16 protein-coding genes are annotated in these 18292 nt (G+C 58.3%); 4 read left to right on the top strand and 12 right to left on the bottom strand.

Annotation, left to right across the window (positions count from 1 at the left end; all coding sequences use genetic code 11):
* Positions 1-95: 95 nt before the first annotated feature.
* Entirely contained in the window at positions 96-605 is a 510-nt protein-coding gene (gene phaP / locus AWB80_RS38395) for a TIGR01841 family phasin (protein WP_061179846.1), read from the bottom strand.
* Positions 606-1200: 595 nt separating this feature from the next.
* Between phaP and AWB80_RS38390 the strand changes: the two genes are divergently transcribed.
* The gene (locus AWB80_RS38390; RefSeq protein ID WP_061179845.1) at positions 1201-1785 is read left to right on the top strand and encodes a DUF1003 domain-containing protein; all 585 of its coding nucleotides are present in this window, start codon (positions 1201-1203) and stop codon (positions 1783-1785) included.
* Positions 1786-1799: 14 nt separating this feature from the next.
* Here AWB80_RS38390 and AWB80_RS38385 read toward each other — a convergent pair whose 3' ends face one another.
* The 3 genes from AWB80_RS38385 to AWB80_RS38370 form a co-directional block, all read right to left on the bottom strand.
* A complete protein-coding gene (locus tag AWB80_RS38385) occupies positions 1800-2147 on the bottom strand; it encodes a response regulator (protein ID WP_061179844.1) in 348 nt (115 codons plus the stop codon).
* A 42-nt stretch (positions 2148-2189) separates the two neighbouring features.
* Complete coding sequence (locus tag AWB80_RS38380; protein WP_061179843.1) at positions 2190-3794, bottom strand: hybrid sensor histidine kinase/response regulator; 1605 nt, start codon at positions 3792-3794, stop codon at positions 2190-2192.
* A gap of 938 nt (positions 3795-4732) precedes the next feature.
* Positions 4733-5119, bottom strand: a complete 387-nt coding sequence (locus AWB80_RS38370) for a response regulator (RefSeq protein ID WP_061179841.1) — start codon at positions 5117-5119, stop codon at positions 4733-4735.
* 221 nt (positions 5120-5340) lie between these two features.
* Between AWB80_RS38370 and AWB80_RS38365 the strand changes: the two genes are divergently transcribed.
* Complete coding sequence (locus tag AWB80_RS38365) at positions 5341-5535, top strand: CsbD family protein (protein WP_061179840.1); 195 nt, start codon at positions 5341-5343, stop codon at positions 5533-5535.
* Positions 5536-6134: 599 nt separating this feature from the next.
* Positions 6135-6434: a hypothetical protein gene (locus tag AWB80_RS45685; protein WP_425266934.1), complete on the top strand. Its 300-nt coding sequence runs from the start codon at positions 6135-6137 to the stop codon at positions 6432-6434.
* 700 nt (positions 6435-7134) lie between these two features.
* On the opposite strand, the gene AWB80_RS44180 is transcribed toward AWB80_RS45685, so the two are convergent.
* Entirely contained in the window at positions 7135-7296 is a 162-nt protein-coding gene (locus AWB80_RS44180; protein WP_160147514.1) for a hypothetical protein, read from the bottom strand.
* A gap of 711 nt (positions 7297-8007) precedes the next feature.
* Here AWB80_RS44180 and AWB80_RS38355 point away from each other — a divergent pair.
* The gene (locus AWB80_RS38355) at positions 8008-8526 is read left to right on the top strand and encodes a molybdopterin-binding protein (protein ID WP_061179839.1); all 519 of its coding nucleotides are present in this window, start codon (positions 8008-8010) and stop codon (positions 8524-8526) included.
* Positions 8527-8854: 328 nt separating this feature from the next.
* Here the strand turns inward: AWB80_RS38355 and AWB80_RS38350 are convergent, their stop codons facing one another.
* The 7 genes from AWB80_RS38350 to AWB80_RS38320 form a co-directional block, all read right to left on the bottom strand.
* Positions 8855-9064, bottom strand: a complete 210-nt coding sequence (locus tag AWB80_RS38350) for a type II toxin-antitoxin system RelE/ParE family toxin (protein ID WP_244206972.1) — start codon at positions 9062-9064, stop codon at positions 8855-8857.
* Positions 9061-9330, bottom strand: a complete 270-nt coding sequence (locus tag AWB80_RS38345) for a type II toxin-antitoxin system ParD family antitoxin (protein WP_087131939.1) — start codon at positions 9328-9330, stop codon at positions 9061-9063. Before AWB80_RS38345 ends, AWB80_RS38350 begins: the two co-directional genes overlap by 4 nt.
* A gap of 607 nt (positions 9331-9937) precedes the next feature.
* On the bottom strand, positions 9938-10984 hold the full coding sequence (locus AWB80_RS38340; RefSeq protein ID WP_061179838.1) for a porin: 1047 nt from the start codon (positions 10982-10984) through the stop codon (positions 9938-9940).
* A 385-nt stretch (positions 10985-11369) separates the two neighbouring features.
* Complete coding sequence (locus tag AWB80_RS38335) at positions 11370-12905, bottom strand: class I adenylate-forming enzyme family protein (protein ID WP_061179837.1); 1536 nt, start codon at positions 12903-12905, stop codon at positions 11370-11372.
* Positions 12906-12973: 68 nt separating this feature from the next.
* On the bottom strand, positions 12974-14428 hold the full coding sequence (locus AWB80_RS38330; protein WP_061179836.1) for an aldehyde dehydrogenase family protein: 1455 nt from the start codon (positions 14426-14428) through the stop codon (positions 12974-12976).
* A gap of 41 nt (positions 14429-14469) precedes the next feature.
* Positions 14470-15579: an NAD(P)-dependent alcohol dehydrogenase gene (locus AWB80_RS38325; protein WP_061179835.1), complete on the bottom strand. Its 1110-nt coding sequence runs from the start codon at positions 15577-15579 to the stop codon at positions 14470-14472.
* Positions 15580-15768: 189 nt separating this feature from the next.
* Positions 15769-18291 carry a pyruvate, phosphate dikinase gene (locus tag AWB80_RS38320; RefSeq protein WP_061179834.1) on the bottom strand — a complete coding sequence of 841 codons (2523 nt, stop codon included), beginning with the start codon at positions 18289-18291 and terminating at the stop codon, positions 15769-15771.
* Between the last annotated feature and the right edge of the window lies 1 nt (position 18292).

Below are 18292 nucleotides of genomic sequence, written 5' to 3'. Positions count from 1 at the left end.
ACGTGTCAGTTCGATCCGAGCGGATTTCAAAGAACCGCCCCTGCAATCATTCAGAGAGCACCCTTCACACAGGATGCGCGAAGCGACGGATACGGTTACCGTTTTCCGCCGGACCTCGCCGAGGCCGCTCGGACTTCAGCTGAAGCACGTTCGGTTTCGTTAGCAACAGTGTCGACCGTAGACCGCGCAATCTCACTCGTTGTATCGGCAACTTCGTTCGCTATTCCACGGGCCGCGTCTGCGCCCGTCGCGATCGCACTCGAGAGCGCTTCGATCGAGCCTGCGTATGTCGCGTGACTACGTGTTTCGTTCCATATATCAGTCTCCGTCGCACGAACGATTGCCAGAAAATGTCGCGTGTAAGCCGCGGCTTTCTCCGGGAACTCGGCAATGAGCGTCGATTGCCAAGTCATCCAGTCGGTCGGCGATGCCGTAGAACCCGCCTTTAATACCGTGGAGTTCTCTGCAAACACCGTATTCACCGTTTGCACGTTCAGCTCAGCGATTTGCTGCATGCCCGACGCATAGCGGCGAGCGACGTTGACGAAAGTTTGCAAGTTTGGTGCACCAAGCAAGTTCGCCGGTGGAAGAAATAGGTTGAGCATCCGCGCCTCCCGGTAAAGTTTGCGAGCGAATGAATGGCTTGTCTACCTAGTGGTGAATTGCTGCATCGCAACAATACCTATCATACGGGAGCGGTGAGATTCGTCAAGCACAATCCAATACTTCGTTATCCTATACACATCTGCTCGGCAGCTCGCTCACTTCCTCGTTGCCTTCCTAAGATTTTCGCGTGCCCGTTTCCGCGAAAGGCTGATGGCACCGCTGGCGAGTCCGTTCTTCGAAATTGTCGGTGGTGGTTTTCACAATCCGGGAGATGCCGGCGGGTGGAGCGCGCCCGTGCGACAGTGAGGCAGTAGAAGCGACCCTATTGAAAAAAACGACTGCTGAAACCGAGCGTCATCTCCTTGGCCTTCCGTCGATGCAATAAACGCGGAATGCGGCGAGTCTACGCGAGGCGTCAGCATCGCGATGCGATGAACCGCCAGGTCTCGATGGAAAGGCTTGCGTCGCACGCAGAGTCAACGCAGTCGTGGGGCACGTCCACCTGTTACTCTCGACAGCAAGGGCGCACGGGGCGCAATATCCTTGAAAAAGACGACGCGGTTGTCGATACCGTCGTTTTAAGGAGCCGCTGCTATGACCCGTCACCATTCCAACGGAAAAGTGACCTCGGAGAACGGAAACGTTTCCGCGGCTATTCATGAAAATCTCGACAAGATCTCGGGCTTTGCCAAGCGCGAGGAGGCGGAACTCACTTCGCTGCAACGGAGCATTGAGCGGATTAGCTTATCCTTCAGCGAACCGCGCTTTCTATTGACGTTCATATGTGCGTGCGTTGCCTGGATCGTTAGTGACCTCGTCGCGCACCGGATGGGCTACGCCTATTTCGATGCCCCGCCCTTCTCCATGCTGCAGGGAATCGTGACGTTCATCGGGGTGTTGGTCACGATGGCGGTTCTCGTTCGTCAGAACCGTCTGGCTCGCGCCGAAGACGATCGGGCCCATCTAGAGCTGCAAGTGAATTTGTTGGCCGAGCAGAAGGTCACACAAATCATCATGTTACTCGAGGAACTGCGACGTGATCTCCCTGGTGTTCCCAATCGGATTGACGAGCGCACCGAGACGCTGCAGGACATCACCAATCCGGATGCTGTCCTGGACGCCATTGCGCAGCGAAAATCAAAAGACACGAACGGTATGGCTCAAGGAAAAGCTGAATAGCCTCGGCTCTCGGTTCAGCACCGCTCAATCACAGCGGTCAACTCCGATGCTGTCACCGGTTTGGGGAGATAGCCATCGAATCCACCATTTTTCGCATCATCATGAAAGTCTCGGCATCCGGTCACCGCAACGATACAGGCTTCATGCGAAGCACCGGCCGCGCGCATGTAGCCGCACAGCTGGCGTCCGTCGATGTCTGGCAGACCGATGTCCATGAAGACGGTGTCATAGCGCGTGTGTGCAGTCATGCGCAACGCATCGCCGCCCGAATGTGCAACCTCGGCGCGATGGCCGAGCGATGCAGCGAGCTCCGCAAACGCTTTGGCCACGTTCTCATCATCTTCAACGAATAGAAATAGCATGCCGACTCCATCAATTACGTTTGCCGCCCTGCCCTAGTTCATTCACGAGCGTCGCATTCGGCTTATATCTTCAATCAGTGTGTCTAACTTGGCGAGATCGACGGGTTTCGAGAAGTGTCCATCGAATCCAGCGGTAAGCGCGGCCTGTCTGTCCTTCATGCTGCCATATCCTGTCACTGCTATCGCACAGATGACGTTGCCGGATGGAAGGGCGCGAAGTTTGCGAACCAATGCATAACCGTCTATTTCCGGTAAGCCGATGTCACTCAGCAATATGTCCGGCGCTCGCTCCTGCATCATCCTTAGTGCACCGTGGGCGTGGTAGGCCGTTCGCACCGTATGGCCCGACAGCTGGTAGTAAGCGGCAAGCGCGTCCGCCGTATCCACACTGTCATCGACAACGACAATGTCGAGCACACAGGCGGCACGGGTCTTCGGTTTCTTCTTTCGTGTCTCTTCGGTGGGCGTCGCTTGTTTGAGCGTCAACGTAAATTCGCTGCCATGCCCCAAGGGGTCGCTGCGCGCGCGCAGCGACCCGCCATGCCACTCCGCCAGGCGTCTGGCGAGCGGTAGACCAAGACCCATGCCGCCGCGCGCGCGGTCGAGGGATCGGTCGCTCTGGCCGAAGATCTGAAAAATCTCCTCCATATCCGCCGCGGCAATCCCAATCCCCGTATCAGTCACGCAAATCGTTACCGTTTGGCCGTTGCCCTGAATGTCGATATCAACAAGACCGCGTTCCGGCGTATATTTGGCGGCATTCGTCAGGAGGTTGGCAATGATCAATGGACACTGCACACGATCGGCCATGACCCAAGGATGATCGAGCGACGAGCGCGTGACACGATGCTGCCGCTGAGCGAGCAGCCCTTCCGCCATCTCCAGGGCTTGGTCGACGAGTTCGTCGACGGCGATCGGCTCCAGCCTGAGGTCGATGGCACCGAGTGAAACCAGGGATGCCGACAGAAGGTGCTCGACAATCTGGCCCAGATGTCGAACGTGCCGCGCGATCAATTTTCTCGCCCAACTCCGCTGCTGCGTCGAAATCGCGCTACGCCCTAGCACCTGCACGGCGGTCAGGATCGGCGACATGGGCGCGCACAACTCGTGGGCAAGCATCGCCAAAAACTGGTCCCGGCCGCGCCGTGCCTCCTCGATCGTCAACTCGATCTGCAGCATCTTCTGCAAGAGCAAAGCGACCTGCTCGCCGAGCATTCGCAGCATCTCCATTTCATGAATAACGGGCTCCCGGGAGACGCGATCCTTAATACATAGCGTTCCGAGTGGCAATCCGGCGGGTGTTCGCAGCACAAACGCCATGTAAAACAGCGTCCCCTCGTTGCCGGCGCATTCCGGATGCGTCCGCAGATCGTCGTTCCGGGTCGCGTCGAACATCACCAGGTCGTCGCCTTTCAGGAGCGCAAGCGCACAGAGCGACTCCGCGTGAGTAACGGCCTTTCTCATGCTGCCCCATGCCGACTTGCACCACGTGCGCGCGCCGTCGACAAAATTAATAAACGCTTGTGGTACGCGAAGAGCGTGCGCGGTCAGCCTGGTCAAGGCGTCGAAATGCGGGTCCGCAGGCGTATCGAGAATGCGTATGCTCTCCAGTGCGGCCAGGCGGGCGGGATCAAGAAGCAGGCTCATTTGCGGACATTCCAAGGTTCCTGATGCTCAGCAACGACTGTTCCCCAAGAAAAGGCATTGTTTGTGGTGCGTGCGTTAGCCAACTTCAACGAACACGCGCTATGGGCACTCTCGAACCACCGACACCGCCTCGCCGAAAGACGCACATGAAAAGATCGTCATCTGCGAAGCCAGAATTTCGGGCAGGCGCTATCGAAAGTTGAAAAGGATGACTTGTGTCTGATCGACATCAAGGAGGACGTCACAGCCGCCGCGCCCCGTTACTCGAACACAGCAATGCCGCGGGTTAGCGCGGAACGCGTCGTGGAAGGCGCACTTGGTGACCTGATGCGATCGTCCGACGTCAGGACCGCTCGGTCTTGATGCGTGAGCTCTTCCACAGGACCTCGAACTGTGAGTTCGAGGAGCTCAGCCAGACCGAAGCGATGAGGGTAGCGCATTACCTTGCGTCAATCGTGGAACAGGTGCACGCAAGGCAAGATGGTCAGTGCAACTCTTCGATCCTGGCCGGCGGGTCGCTGACGGATCAACACGAGGTGGATGGATACGCCGCTCTGGCTGTCACGTAGTGTTCTCGCGCTGGCCGGTGCAGATGAAATCGGCTACCTCGAACACTGCCGACGATGCGCACTCGGCAAATTTGCATCGCGAGATTCGACGCATACGAGCAGTCACAAAGGCTCAGGCGGAACAAATGCTGTCGGATTTTCGATTCTGAGCACCGATCGCACCACGCAGATTTCGCACAATTGTTGTCCACCCGGTCCGTCCCTGAATGCTGATCGGGTGGGAGCGGGATGGAAGTATTACCGAGGGGTGCTCATCCCTGTCGCTCAGTGTCGCGCAAAATCGACCCGCGCTCCAGGCAAGGAAGCGCTACCTTGTTTTCGAGAGGCTCGAATATTCCAAAATGTTCTCGTGCAGCCGCGCCGTCACGGCTAGTGTTGTCCGACGTCGCGGATGAGCTTAAGGAATGACTCGACGTCAACGGGTTTTTCGATGACCAAGTCAGCGAGATTGTTGGCTCGCAGGCCAGGGACGGCTGACCAGAGAATAATAAAGGCATGCCGCAGCGTCTCATCACTTCGGATCGATGCACATGCCTCAAGGCCGTCCATCCCCGGCATCATAAAATCGCAGATGATGACATCGGGTCGGTGGGCACGCGCGTTCCGAATTCCGTCCTCACCGTCCGCGGAGGTGATGACCGCTATCCCTGCAGCCTCCAACACCATCGACCAGGCCGCGCGAATATCCTCCTGATCATCAATTAGTAAGACGGTCGGCTTGCCGCAGAGTGAGGGGGCGGAATACGAGAGTTTCATCGCGGACACAGCTTAGTAATGCATCATCCACCACGTCAGCAACGATCGAGCCGCGACCTGTGCGACTTTTTCATTGCAGGGCTGGCAACAAGCACGACTGGGGTCCGACGAGCAAACGCTCGTACCCTAGGTTAAGCCTGCGAACGCCCTAGCGCCACCCGGCATCTTCTTTGCGCTGACCTTGTTATGCCTGCATCCGCAGACATAACCGGAGAGCGACCATGAATGAAGACCAGGTGAAGGGCGTCGGGGAGAAGGTCAAGGGCAAAATCAACGAGGGTCTTGGCAAAGTGACGAACGATCCTGCACAAGAAGCGAAGGGCGACGCGCAGCAGGTGGAAGGCGAAGCGCGAAAGGAGTTGGGCGACGCCAAGGAGGATCTGAAGGACGCCGCGGATGATGCGGCAAAGCCGTAACGGACTGCCACTAGCCAACGCCCGCCTTGCGCGGCGTTGATTTCTTTAGTGCGCCCGGCAGGGCGCACTCACTTGGAAGTGAGAGTCCTCTACACACCCGGCAAGGGAAGTGTTAGCCAGAGGCAAGGGTTTCGCGGGTGACTGAGACTCTGAACGAAGCCCGAGGCGACGCGCGGGATGAGGCAGCTAAAGAGGCCAAAATACGTTACTTGCACGGAACAATGCGGGGTATATCCGACAGGCATAAACGTGAAGGTGGGCGTCATACGTGGGGAATTCTGCACGGCTGCCACATGCTACCCCGGCGTCGAGTACCGACGGGATGGTTGTGCAGAAGTCGGCAGAGGGCATAGTAGGCGGCAAGGCTGAAGGCCCGAACATGAAGGACCGCGACTCGCGCAGGCGGGGCCACGGTGCGAAACCGGAAAAAAGTCCAGGGATGCGCTGATGATGTCGAGGCAGGCACAGCGGCTAACGGGCATACGAAAGCAGAGGAACTCCACGTTCTAACCGCTCGCAATGGGTCAAAAGCGAAGCTCGGCGTGCTCATGGGACTCACTGGCTCCAACATGGCCCACCGACTACATGGCCAGAAACGCATGGACGATGCTGAAGCGAATCGTTTCACGGAACGCCTCGGTTTGCCGGGTGGTTGGCTGGATACTTCTAGCTCGGAAGCAGAGATTCCAGAATCTGTGTCCCGCCTGCTGGAGCCTGCCTCACGCAAAAAGACGTCTGTTTCTGAGCATCAACCGAGCACCCATCCCGATGGCTCGCCGATTTCCGAACGTGTCTCGCCTGATGTGGAACCGGTTCTCGTCAGCGAAGATCATGCGGTCACCTCCTCTGAGCTAGCCGATGGCCCAGTTCGAGAGAGCTACGCCTCGGTGCCCGGATAATCGAGCAGGCTCCGGTAGCGCCCGTGCCGCAGCTTCACGCGACGCCACACGCGATAACTTCCACGACAAGTCTGGAAAATCTTGACGGTATCCAACCAATTGCGGAGGCGTTAATCAAGACACTTGCAGGCAAAGCACGCACTGGTCGATTAGACGAGTTGAAAGCGCTTGAGCTCTTGCAGCAAGCAGTGTTGTTGTGAAGCAAGCGACAAGGTAAAACTCGTTTCGAATAGCTTAACTAGGCGCGCGACTAGAGAGCCGATCCAGACATTGGCGAAGTTCATCCGGAATCTTTGCCGAGTTGCGTGCTGCGCTGATCTCGTCGGTGCTCCGGTCCCGGCGCGCGGCCCGCTTCATCATCGGGTCCGCATACAATCTGTTGTCAGACTTCGCTCTCAATTTAATTCGACCATAGCAGGCGCGACGATCGACTGCGCGAGTGCGTCTCGTCACGCTGAGACGGAGTCGCCATTCGCAGCGGGGGCCGTGGAAACGCATCAGCACGCAACTGCAAACCTTCGACTTTCGTCCCTGAGTCAGATGATCGAGCCCATCGATCGCGGCGCTCAAGAGATTCAGCGACCTACCGATAACCGGGCAATGGAAGCCAAAGCTAAATTTCCTACGAGTTCCAGCGAGCTGCGATCGACGGACACCGAACTTGCGCATCTGCGCAACATGAGTTTTTGCCGTTCGCGTTTCAATTCAGGAGCATCAACGCCCGCCTTGCCTCTGCCAATTCCTTGGTGTATTTTTCCCGCGCTAATGCGTTCACCGCAGTCGCCAAGCGCACTTCCAACTGTTGCACCTTCTTAAGCAGTTCGGTACGCCGCGCGTCAGCGGCCCGCTTCTCTTTTGACATACGACAAGTCGTCCCTTTTCCCAAATTGATAGTGGCCCGTCGAGTAGTGGGCAAGCCAGTCCATTTCAACAAGCGCAGAATCGAAAACCTGAGCGAACTCTCGACATCGGCCACCGTGTGTTTCACAGACTCTCGCCCCCCTACGGCCGACGGCGTTCATACGCTTTTCCGTTGTTTTTGATCATGCGAGCGCCGGAGGCTGCACCTTTCACTTCGAGATAAATGCCTGTTACCGCAACCGCGGAACAAACCATTCGAGAGCGAACTCGATTCGGCGGGCATTTAGTCACCGTCGTCGAACGGCTAGTGGGCGATTTCTGTTTCAATGTCTTGCCGCGCTCGGTACGTAGGTATGACCGGCTTAGACTTCATTCCGCGAATCAAGCGCTCGCGCGTGTAGCGACTCGAATACTTATCATCAACCGGCGTTGTCGCTGGCGTTCTCGATGCCACGCCGCCCAGAAGCAGCGAGCGCATTTGCTGCCGTTGCTAATCGAGGCGGATCGATTCCCAGACATATTCGCTGCTAGTACCATAAACCCCGCTCGCTGACTTGCTCATCGACGCAGCATTTCAGCGAATCCGGTAAGGAAAATGTTCATAGTCGTCGTGGTGACCAGCTTAGCAGACGTGTCAAAATTTGCCAAAAGATACGGTGCGAGCCAACCTCGATAGCGCTATCGCGTCGCGCTGCCGGGCACGGATGGACCGTTGCGCGTCACGGCGCCGGGCGATGTCAAGGGCGGACGCTATGTGTCGAACCTCGTGAAGCTGGAAGTTCATACCGCGACGTCGACCGTGGCGGCCAGCGGCGGCGGCGCCAGCACACAGTTCCAATTGCTGGGCGCCATCACGCATCCGGCGACGTTCGATCTCGCGGCGCTGCAGACGTTGCCGGCCGTAACACGAACCGTCGGCGGCAGCATCTACACGGGCGTGAGCCTGTGGAATCTGATCAACGCGTCGGGCATCCAGACAAACGCGAGCGTCAAGAACGACCTTCTCGGCTTCTACGTCGTCGCGACGGGGACGGATGGATACCGTGTGGTCATTTCACTGGGGGAACTCTCGCCCGATTTCGGCAATCAGCCGGATATCGTCGCGTTCGCGGTCAACGGTGCGTCGCTGGGGACGAACGGCTTTGCCAGACTGGTGATTCCCAATGACGGGAAAGCCGGGCGATATGTGTCCAATCTGGTCGGGCTCGAAGTCGTGTCAGCGCCGCGATAATTTCCATCGTGAACAATAGCCATTGTATCAGCCACCCGTACGCCACCATCACGCAAGCACAAGTGTTTCGTCGCCGGTCTGCCGATCTCAAAAGCCCATCACTCGCCGTACAAACTATTTTGAATAAGCTTTATTATTAACCATAAATTAGGATACCGAATAAAAGAGATTTCGCAGTGAGCGCCCCTTGCTGCGACAACTGTCAATCGACGTAGCAACCTGCTTTACTGGTCCTCGTCAGGGGTAAGCGCTGCTTCGTAATCTTGGCCGCCGTAAAAGACACCACGATCGAGACAACCTTCGGGTCCAACGTATAGGCGATGATGGCTCACTTGCGGAAATGAGTGACTCGAAGTCCGGACAGCAGATCGTCGCATGCGACACCACGCGCCGGGAACGTCTGGAGCTTCATGCAGAAATCGACGACCGAATCAACGTATAGTTCTGCTGTGATCGGAGCGCCAGCATTGACGATTCGCTTCTCAAGTTTTCGCAGCTGTTCGAGCGCTTCTGGCGCAAACTGAACGCGCCAATTCATTCGTGGCGCGTGCGAGATTTTTTCAATTCAGCACGTACCTGGTCAGCTGACAGTGCGCGGCTTGGATCGTCCCGAAGTGCTTGCGCTGCAGGAACGACTTCGTTACGCAACCACGCATCAATTGCACGGTCACGCTCGCGGAGCGCGCGAAGTGCGTCTCTCAGCACTTCGCTGTCAGACGCGTAGTCGCCGCTTGCGACTTTTGTGCGAACAAATTCGGCCATCTCGTTGGGTAGAGTGATGCTCATCTGCTGCGTTGTTCGCATGGCAGTCTCCGGTCAGTAGGAATTAATCCTATTCGCTTCCACCTTCGCCTGCAACGATCCCTGCGTGGTAGGCCCTGCCCGTTCGATCTCTCCCGCCCCAGAAAAAACGGGGACAAATGGATTTATGTAAAGTTCAGGTGCAAATCAACACGTTGCCGACATCCACTGAACGCCAGCATCGTGGACGCCACCGACCACACCATCAAAGGCATCGAGCGACGTGCTTGTTGGTACCACGACGAGGAATACTTCATTCTGACAATCCGCGCCGCATCTCCCTTAAAGATCGATGAACCAAAAAAAGGCCGGCATTCCAGCCGGCCTAAAAGTCCCCGTTGCGAGGACCCTGAGAGATCTAAAGTTCGAAGTCGCGCAACCGGCGTTTCAGACTGCTCAGAAGCCGGGACTTCGAAGCAAAACCACGTCGAGGGCTTTCTCGCGTCGTTTCGTGGACGGGGCCAAAAAGGGTGAGTTAGCCGTAAAGGCGACGCCTTATGCTCCATTCGGAGCGGAACGCCCCCGTAACCGTCGATGTGACAACCGCGTCGTCTCTCGCCTATAGGCGTAAATATTCGGACGACGCAACGTTATTCCGTTAAGTTCGCCACTAGAACATATGCCGAATGCCGATGTTCACCGCCGTAGTCGTTGCGCCGGTCGGAACAGCGAACGACTCGGGAGCCAAGACCGCGAGATTCGTCTTGAACGCACCTTGGTTATGAACGACGCCGACCTGGGTGTACACGATCGTGCGTTTCGACAAGGCGTAGTCTGCGCCGAACGCGAACATTCTCGACTTATTCTCGGATTGCCCCTTGTTGACGGCGTAATAGAAGCCACCGTTCAAGCTGAACGCAGGCGTGACGGCGTACACTGCGCCGACGCCATACACGTTGACATTCGACAACGGAGCCGAAGACGACGGATTGAGATAATTGACCCAATCAACCTTCGCAGTGACCGGCCCAATCGTGTACGCCAAGCCGGCTGTTTTGCCGATCGCGACTGTCTGGCCAGTCTCCGGATCCGCATGCGTGTAGTAGGCGCCGTTGGCCGAAAAAGGACCGTGGCTGTACGTCAGAGAGGCAGACATGCTGCGCCCGTTCTTGGTCGACCCTGGGACACCTCCGACCGCATATTCGACGGCGCCCGTGAATCCATACAGGTTGGGCGTCGTATAGACAATGGCGTTGCTGTCGAAGATCCCGACGATACCAAACTGCTGGAAATATTGTACGAGTTGGCTGCCGAACTGCGGCATTCCTCGTGGATCACCGCTCGTAACCGCCAGGAAGAATGGCGAGAACTGCAGGCCGAACTTGACCTCACCGAAGGGGCCTGCAACCCCAACGGTCGCCGCCCGCCCGAAGATCCCTCCGTTGGAATCACCCAACGCGCCCGTGCCAGTCGAGAAGCCTCCTTGCAGGTTGAAATTGACCGTGTAGCCGCCGCCGATGTCTTCTGTACCTCGGAATCCATAGACCGACGGCAAATAAGCTCCGTCGACGAAACTGAAACCGCTACGCCCGTCGGAGGCGGTCTTATTCTGATAGAGCAGACCTGAATCGAGAATACCGTAGATCGTCACGCTGCTTTGAGCTGCTGCGGTTGCGCTGAGTCCGAGCAACAAACTCGCGACCAAAGTTCGTCTCATGCTTGTCTCCTGATATTTTTATGCACATGCCCTTCGGGCTATGTGTCGTTTCGTCACTGAGTGACCGGATGCCTTATCGCTGGATAGCTTTGTGCGCCCGTCTCGTCACGATATTCAGGGTTGGGAATGAGCGATAGGTCGTGCACCGATAAAAACAAACCCGTGTTTCTATCCGCGAGCGCCCCACTTGCGTGCAACTGCGTGGCAATTCACGAGCGCTACTTAAGTAGAACGAACAGGGATGATTCGGGTTCGTGAGTCCTCAAAAAGAAAGATGCCGCAACCAAGTCCGGTCGCGGCATTGTGGGTAAAAAAACTGACGGGCACGCCATGTTCGCAGTAAGAGAATCAGTATGCGAGGGTCAGGTTGCCCCTTTCTTTGACGCTACAACGTGGGAGCCTGTACCTGCGCCTTTGCTCTGAGTTCGCGCCGCAAGACCTTCCCTGAGCTGGTCTTCGGAAGGTCGTCCACGACCTCGATCGCGCGCGGCACCTTGTAAGCAGCGAGTCGCTCTCGGCAAAACTCTAGAACTTCGTCCGTGTCAATCTCGACGCCGGGCTTGCAGACGACGAAGGCCTTGGCCAGCTCCCCCTTCGTATCGTCCGGTATGCCGACCACTGCGGCCATCGTTATGGCAGGATGCTCGCACAACACCCGCTCGAGTTCTGCCGGATAAATGTTGAAGCCGCCGGTGATGACCATATCCTTCAAGCGGTCGACGACAAATATAAACCCCTCTTCATCCATATGAGCCAGGTCGCCTGTGTGTAACCAGCCGTCGGCATCGAGGGCTTCGCTGGTCGCCTCAGGTCGGCCAAAGTAGCCCATCATGGTCATGGGCCCTTTAACTTGAAGTTCCCCGATTTCGCCGGTAGGCATATCTGCGAGCGGATGCTCTAACGAGCGAATCCTCGCGTGGAGGAAGGGAAGCGGGATTCCAATTGACCCGTGCCTTCTCGGACCATAGAGTGAATGTGTCGTACCGAGCCCTCCTATTTCGGTCATGCCCCATAGTTCCAACAACGGAGCGCCTAGGCGACTCTCGACCTCCCTCATCTTGTTCGTCGGCATCGTCTGTCCTCCGACGGTGCAACGCGTGAGGCTCGCGAGGTCATAGTCGCCTGCGACCAGAACATTCAGCAGATACATATACATCGTCGGCACGCCTTCAAACATCGTTGCCCGATGCTTCTCGATACTTGCCAGGATGGCTTTCGCGTCAAAGACGGCGTGCAGAACGAGCGTCATCCCGCATGCGATGGCGCTGTTCATGACGATATTGCCGTACACATGAGAGCACGGCAGAGCGCTGACGACAGTATCGTGCTTGGTGCGCACATGGTAGGTCGCGGTCATCGCCGTGTTGAGAAGAATCGCCCGATGCGAGAGCATGGCGCCCTTCGGGTGGCCGGTTGTTCCCGATGTGTACCCGATGGTACTGAGGTCATCGAGCCCGATACCGTCCATGGGGTACACGTCCGGTTCCTCGTCTACAAGCAGGTCGGCGAAGCGTTCTATCCCGGCGCCGGGGCCTCCGAACGAGATCAGTCGAAGGTGTTCTCGACCGAGGGTGTCACGTAACGGCACCAACTTTTCCAGCGACCCCAATACTGCGACGGCTTTGCAGTCTTTCACTGCATAAGCCGCCTCTGCAGGGGTGAGCATCAGATTCAGCGGATTGACGACGGCCCCGAGTTTGAGGATGGCATAGTAGGAGATCACCCATTGCGAACAGTTCGGCGAGTAGAGTGAGACCACCGACCCTCTTCCCACGCCGCGCTTTCGCAAAGCGCTCGCCAGTATCGACGAGCAATTGTCCAGCTGGCGAAACGACCAGCCTTCCCCGTTGACGATCAGAGCGGTTTTTTCACCGAACTGTTGGGCCGAACGCGTAACAAGAGCCCCGATTGACTGCTCCATTTCCCTCTCCACTTAGTCTCGAACTCTTGATCTCGTAATGCGCTGTAATGTATTGCACAAGCGCTGTTTCAGTTGGGCAGTGCGCGCTCCATGATGGTTTGCATGTTGCAGTACTCGGACAAGCCGTGAAGCGAGTTCTCGATTCCCATGCCTGACTGCTTGTGTCCCCCGAACGCGATGTCGGGACCGAACACGTGGATCTGGTTGATCCAGACCGTCCCTGATTCGAGGCGACGAGCGACGGCCTGCGCTTTCTCGATGTCTTTCGACCACACCGATGCGGCCAGTCCGTATTCCGTGCTGTTCGCGCGGCGGATAGCTTCATCGACGTCCTTGAATTTCAAGATGGGCAGCACCGGACCGAAGGCTTCCTCGGCCACGCATCGCGAGTCGTCTGGCGGGTTGTCGATAAGCGTAATGGGAATGAAGTAGCCCACCGAGTCGGAAGGCGCCCCTCCCAGCAGGATTCGGTGCCCTTGGGCGACCGAGTCCTGCAGCAAGTCGCTCACCTTCTCGTACTGCATTCGATTTTGCAGCGGCCCCAACTGGCTTTCGACCAATAACCCGTTGTCCACCTGCACGGTCTTCGCGTAATCCACAAGCGCCGCTACCACGTGATCGTAGATTTCTTCGTGAACATAGAGGCGCTTCGTCGCGACGCAGAACTGCGAGCTGTTCTGAAAGCTCGCCCAAAACAGATCTTGCGCAATGGCTTCTGGGTCCACGTCGGGCAACACGATTGCCGGGTCGTTACCGCCCAATTCGAGCGTCAATCGCTTGAGGTTCGAGGCGGCGGATTGCATCACCCGTTTCCCGGTCGCCGTGGAGCCCGTGAACGCGATCTTGCCGATTCCTGGATGTTCGGTCATCCATTGACCGAGTTCGTTTCCGCCCGAAACAACATTGAGCACGCCCGGCGGGAGTACAGACTGCGCGAGCTCCCCAAACCAGAGCGTGCACAGCGGCGTATACGGCGAAGGCTTCAGAACCATCGTGTTGCCCGCCATCAGCGCGGGGGCGATCTTCCACACCGCGAGGAGGAGCGGGAAGTTCCAAGGCGTTATCCCGCCGATGACGCCAATCGGGGTGTAGCGGGTCACTACCCGATTCTCGCCGTCATCGCGCACGACTTCGTCGGGCAACGACTGCTTGCCGATCTCGCGCAGCCAGTGAATCGAGCCACCGATTTCCCATTCGGCCCCTGCACGCGGTTTGCCCTGCTCGGTCGTCAGAAGCGTGAGAAACGCCTCATAGTTCTGCTCGATGAGGTCCGCGAGCTTCTCCAGTGCAGAGCGACGCTCGGCGATGCCCGTTTCGCGCCACACCTCGAACGCTGCGTTCGCTGATTCGACAGCAAGGTCGAGATGTTGCCGACTTGCCAATGGGAAGGGGGCAATGGGCTGCTCGGTCGCCGGGTTGATCGCAAAATCGGTGTGTTCCGACGCGATCCGACGACCATTGATGGACATCGCGAATTCGCGAACGGGGATCTCGGTCCCCCAAATTGCTTTCTCGACCTTCATTCCTGTCTCCGGGTGAATTTTTTGCGCCAAGCGCTGGGCGCTTATTCCATATGCAGGACTGCCTTGATGGCGTGCCCCTCTTCTGTCTCCGCCACCGCCTTGTTGATTTCGTCAAACCGGTAGTGCGTCATGATCTTCTCGACAGGGAATTTTCCTTGCTGATGCAACTCGATCAGGCGGCCGATGAAAATCCCTGGCACGCTATCGCCTTCGATGATGCCGCGCAGGGTTCGGCCGAACAGGATCGACAGCATGTCCAGCGTCACTTCAGTGCCTGCGGGCGGAAGACCGATCGAGCCACAGACGCCTCTGGCGTGAAGGCATTCGACGGCCTGCCGAAGCACCTGCGGAAGCGCAGTCGTTTCCAGCGAATAGTCCGCACCACGACCGCCCGTCACAGACTGCACGAATTCGACCGGGTTGTCGGCTTTCGCATTGACCACATGGGTGGCGCCGAGCTTCATCGCGAGCGAAAGTCGAGATTCGTTCAGATCGACCGCGACGATCGTCGTGCAACCGGCCAATCGGGCTGCCATGACGGCCGACAGACCCACCGAACCTGCGCCATAGACTACGATCGACGTACCCGCACGCGGATTGAGTGTATTGAGTACCGCGCCCGCACCGGTCTGGATACCGCAACCGAATGGTCCATAAAGCGGTAGGAGGTCGAGCGACACGGAATCGGGTACCTTCACGACGTTGCGCACGTTTGCCAGCGCGTGCGTGGCGAACGACGACTGCTGGAAGAAGTTCGCGCTGATTTCAGCGCCCTTCCTCGTGATCGACGCCGAACCGTCGATCCGACGACCGCTGAAGTTGTTCGGCATCAGGTGGTCGCAATACGCCGGCGCACCCTCTTCGCAGCTCGGACAATGGCCGCACGAGTGATAGGAGAGGACGACGCGGTCGCCCTTTTTGACGCGGGTCACGTCTCGCCCGACAGATTCAATGACGCCCGCTCCTTCATGCCCCAGCACAACTGGAAGCGGGATCGGCACGTATTGATCGCGCACGACCAGATCGGTATGGCAAACCCCTGATCCCACGACCCTGACCAAGATCTCGTCAGGACGCGGATCATCCAGACTGACGGTCTCGATGCTGAACGCGCCCGACTTCTCATTTACGACAGCCGCCTTGATTTCCATGTGCTCCTCCGATTTTGGCAACTTAGACTGGCTTCGTGTCTCTTCCGACGCGACAGCCTGCACCTAAATCAATGCCTAGTTGTACTAATCGAAATAGAATGTCCGCGTGAATCTTTGTCCGGAATTCAGCGATCGAAGTGAAGCAAGAACCGTCAGCATGCTTCGCCACTCGCCGAATCCGGAGCGAGTTCAGTGTGCTTCGTCTCCTGCGTCGGCCGTCTCGGCGACGTGTCCCAAACAAAGACGCAGTGCTTCGATGCGCTCTGGCGGAACAGAAAACTGCCGGTAGCCCAGTGCGTACAACTCGCCGATCACCTCGGTCGCCGGTGCCGCGCCCATCTCCAAAACGACGCGCCACTGGCGATCTCGCGCGGCCACGGCCAGTTGCGAAAGGGCACTCAACAGAAAGCCTTTCAACGTCCGCAGCGGCGAGTGCGAGAAATTACCAGCCGCTTCGTACTTGTCGAAGACGTCAGCGGAGAACGACAACTCATCGGGCCACCCGTGAAAAGTCCGAACGAGTTCCGGCACATCGACCCAGATATCGACACCCTCAACCGAAGCGTTCGGCAGTTCGGAGAGCAATGCGGCGTTCTGGACGAGAATCGCTGGCTGCACCTCCGGGCTTGAGCCGACACTCTTTTTGAACGCCGCGATCTCCAGCACGTCCGACACTGCCGGGAGGACGACGGTCACCGAACGGGCTTCCACTTCTTTGGCTGCACGTGCGACGCCTTTGAGCAGTGCCGTCATGAGCCGAGGCGCGCCGAGTGGAAGCAAGAGCGCAGGTTCAAGCGAGGCCCAGCCATCGACCATGTGACGCGCCCGCGAGCCGCTCAATCGTGGCAGACGTAGCGCAACGGGATGGGCGTGCGACGCACCGAGAAATGCCTTGCAGGCGTCGGCCACCGAATCGAGGAAGCGCTCCTCGACTTTCGAGGCAGGCGCAGTCGGGTTCGCGCTGAGTGCCTGTACTGCCTCGATGAGCCCCGCCGCCTGACCGCTGCCGATCAGCAAGTCGACAATCGGAACGATGCCGACACCGGTGGGATTACGCTTGCCGATTGCCAACAGTTCTGCTGCCATGCGCGCGGAGGCCCACACCGAGGCGCCTGACGTTTCCTCGGCCCAGCGCAACAACTGGTTCAGGTACGCGTTCGACGTGCCCGCCTCGTCCAACTCGATTGCGCCGAAGTAAATTCGGCCCGTCTTTCCGTCGATGGAGATCTCATCGCCTTCGCTAAACCTGCGCTCGCCCACCGTGAACGTTCGCGCGTCCTCGTCGATTTCCAGCGCGCCACAACCCACCACGCACGGTTTGTCCAACGCACGTGCGACCACCGCGGCGTGGCTTGCCGAACCGCCTCGAGCGGTCACGATCCCCTGCGAGTGCAGCATGCCCCGCACGTCAAGCGGACTGGTCGTCGGCCGAACCAGGATAACGTGCTCCCCCGAATCCGCACGTTCCACGGCGCGGTCGCTGTCCAGCACGGCCACGCCCGTCGCATGGCCCGGCGAGGCGGCGACCCCTTCGAGCAGCAGCGCCCCATTCGTGTCGGCTGCCTCCAGATTCGATGCTACAAACCCGGGGCGTACTAGTTGCCGAAGCTGCTCCTCCGTCACCCGACGAAGCGCCGTCGGTCTGTCGATCAAACCCTCGTTTGCCATTTCGACCGCAATCCGGACGGCCGCTGCCGCCGTGCGCTTGGCCGCCCTGACCTGAAGCAGGTGCAGTTGTCCACGCTCGACCGTGAACTCGATGTCGAGCGCGTCTTTATACATCGCCTCCAGGTGGTTACCGACCGACCGGATCTGGTCGGCGATTCTGGCGATGGCAGCCGATGGCGCGCTCAGTGATTCCGGAGTTTTCGTCCCGGCGACCAGATCCTCGCCCTGATGACCGGCAAGGTACTCACCGAACAGTCGGCGCTCACCCGTCATGGGGTCACGCGTAAAGGCGACGCCCGTACCGGACTGCTCGTCCAAGTTGCCGAACACCATCGCCTGGATAACGACAGCCGTGCCCAGGTCGTCCGGGATCTTATGATGCTTGCGATAAGCCTTGGCGCGCGCCGAATGCCACGACTCGAAAACCGCCGTGACCGCGCGTTCGAGCTGTTCCCTCGGCACGGCCGACGGCCGCTCGCCCGCTTCGGCGTGGATTGCCGAGAGCAATTCTGATTCAACTTGTGCAAACGTCTCGGCTAAGGGGCCGGTCGACGCTGCAGATGGCTCCTCCAATTCCGGCACGAAGGCCTCCGCGTCAACGCCAAGCACGGTATCCGCATACATCGCCCAGAAACGCAGCCAAGTATCGCGAACAAAAGCATGGTCGCCGCAGGCAGTCGCGAACTCAGCGGCGGATCCAGCGTCGAGGCCGAGGTTCAAGATCGTGTCCATCATGCCCGGCATGCTGATCTTCGCGCCCGATCGGACCGACAGCAATAGCGGAACGCCGGTCCCGCAAAAAGCCTTGCCCGTGCGCTGTTCGAGGAGGTGTATCGCCGTATCGATCTCGTCGCTGAGCGACGCGGGCAACTTCCCACCGTTCTCGTGAAAGGCCTTGAAGGCATCGGTGCTGATGACGACCGCCGGCGGGACGGGAAGCCCCATCTGCCGCATCTTTGCGAGACCGCTCGCCTTGCCGCCAAAACGCGCTGTGTCGGAGGGATCGATGGCGTCGACATCCCATAGGTACTTGATCGCAGCCATA

Source organism: Caballeronia pedi, assembly GCF_001544915.2.
Lineage (GTDB): Bacteria > Pseudomonadota > Gammaproteobacteria > Burkholderiales > Burkholderiaceae > Caballeronia > Caballeronia pedi.
This window is presented reverse-complemented; position numbering and strand designations above follow the sequence as displayed.

Coding starts and splice junctions, on each gene's coding strand:
- AWB80_RS38365 (WP_061179840.1), top strand. CDS start 5,341: ATGAATGAAGACCAGGTGAAGGGCGTCGGGGAGAAGGTCAAGGGCAAA.
- AWB80_RS38350 (WP_244206972.1), bottom strand. CDS start 9,064: ATGAATTGGCGCGTTCAGTTTGCGCCAGAAGCGCTCGAACAGCTGCGA.
- AWB80_RS44180 (WP_160147514.1), bottom strand. CDS start 7,296: ATGTCAAAAGAGAAGCGGGCCGCTGACGCGCGGCGTACCGAACTGCTT.
- phaP (WP_061179846.1), bottom strand. CDS start 605: ATGCTCAACCTATTTCTTCCACCGGCGAACTTGCTTGGTGCACCAAAC.
- AWB80_RS38385 (WP_061179844.1), bottom strand. CDS start 2,147: ATGCTATTTCTATTCGTTGAAGATGATGAGAACGTGGCCAAAGCGTTT.
- AWB80_RS38345 (WP_087131939.1), bottom strand. CDS start 9,330: ATGCGAACAACGCAGCAGATGAGCATCACTCTACCCAACGAGATGGCC.
- AWB80_RS38320 (WP_061179834.1), bottom strand. CDS start 18,291: ATGGCTGCGATCAAGTACCTATGGGATGTCGACGCCATCGATCCCTCC.
- AWB80_RS38380 (WP_061179843.1), bottom strand. CDS start 3,794: ATGAGCCTGCTTCTTGATCCCGCCCGCCTGGCCGCACTGGAGAGCATA.
- AWB80_RS38390 (WP_061179845.1), top strand. CDS start 1,201: ATGACCCGTCACCATTCCAACGGAAAAGTGACCTCGGAGAACGGAAAC.
- AWB80_RS45685 (WP_425266934.1), top strand. CDS start 6,135: ATGGACGATGCTGAAGCGAATCGTTTCACGGAACGCCTCGGTTTGCCG.
- AWB80_RS38335 (WP_061179837.1), bottom strand. CDS start 12,905: ATGGAGCAGTCAATCGGGGCTCTTGTTACGCGTTCGGCCCAACAGTTC.
- AWB80_RS38370 (WP_061179841.1), bottom strand. CDS start 5,119: ATGAAACTCTCGTATTCCGCCCCCTCACTCTGCGGCAAGCCGACCGTC.
- AWB80_RS38330 (WP_061179836.1), bottom strand. CDS start 14,428: ATGAAGGTCGAGAAAGCAATTTGGGGGACCGAGATCCCCGTTCGCGAA.
- AWB80_RS38325 (WP_061179835.1), bottom strand. CDS start 15,579: ATGGAAATCAAGGCGGCTGTCGTAAATGAGAAGTCGGGCGCGTTCAGC.
- AWB80_RS38340 (WP_061179838.1), bottom strand. CDS start 10,984: ATGAGACGAACTTTGGTCGCGAGTTTGTTGCTCGGACTCAGCGCAACC.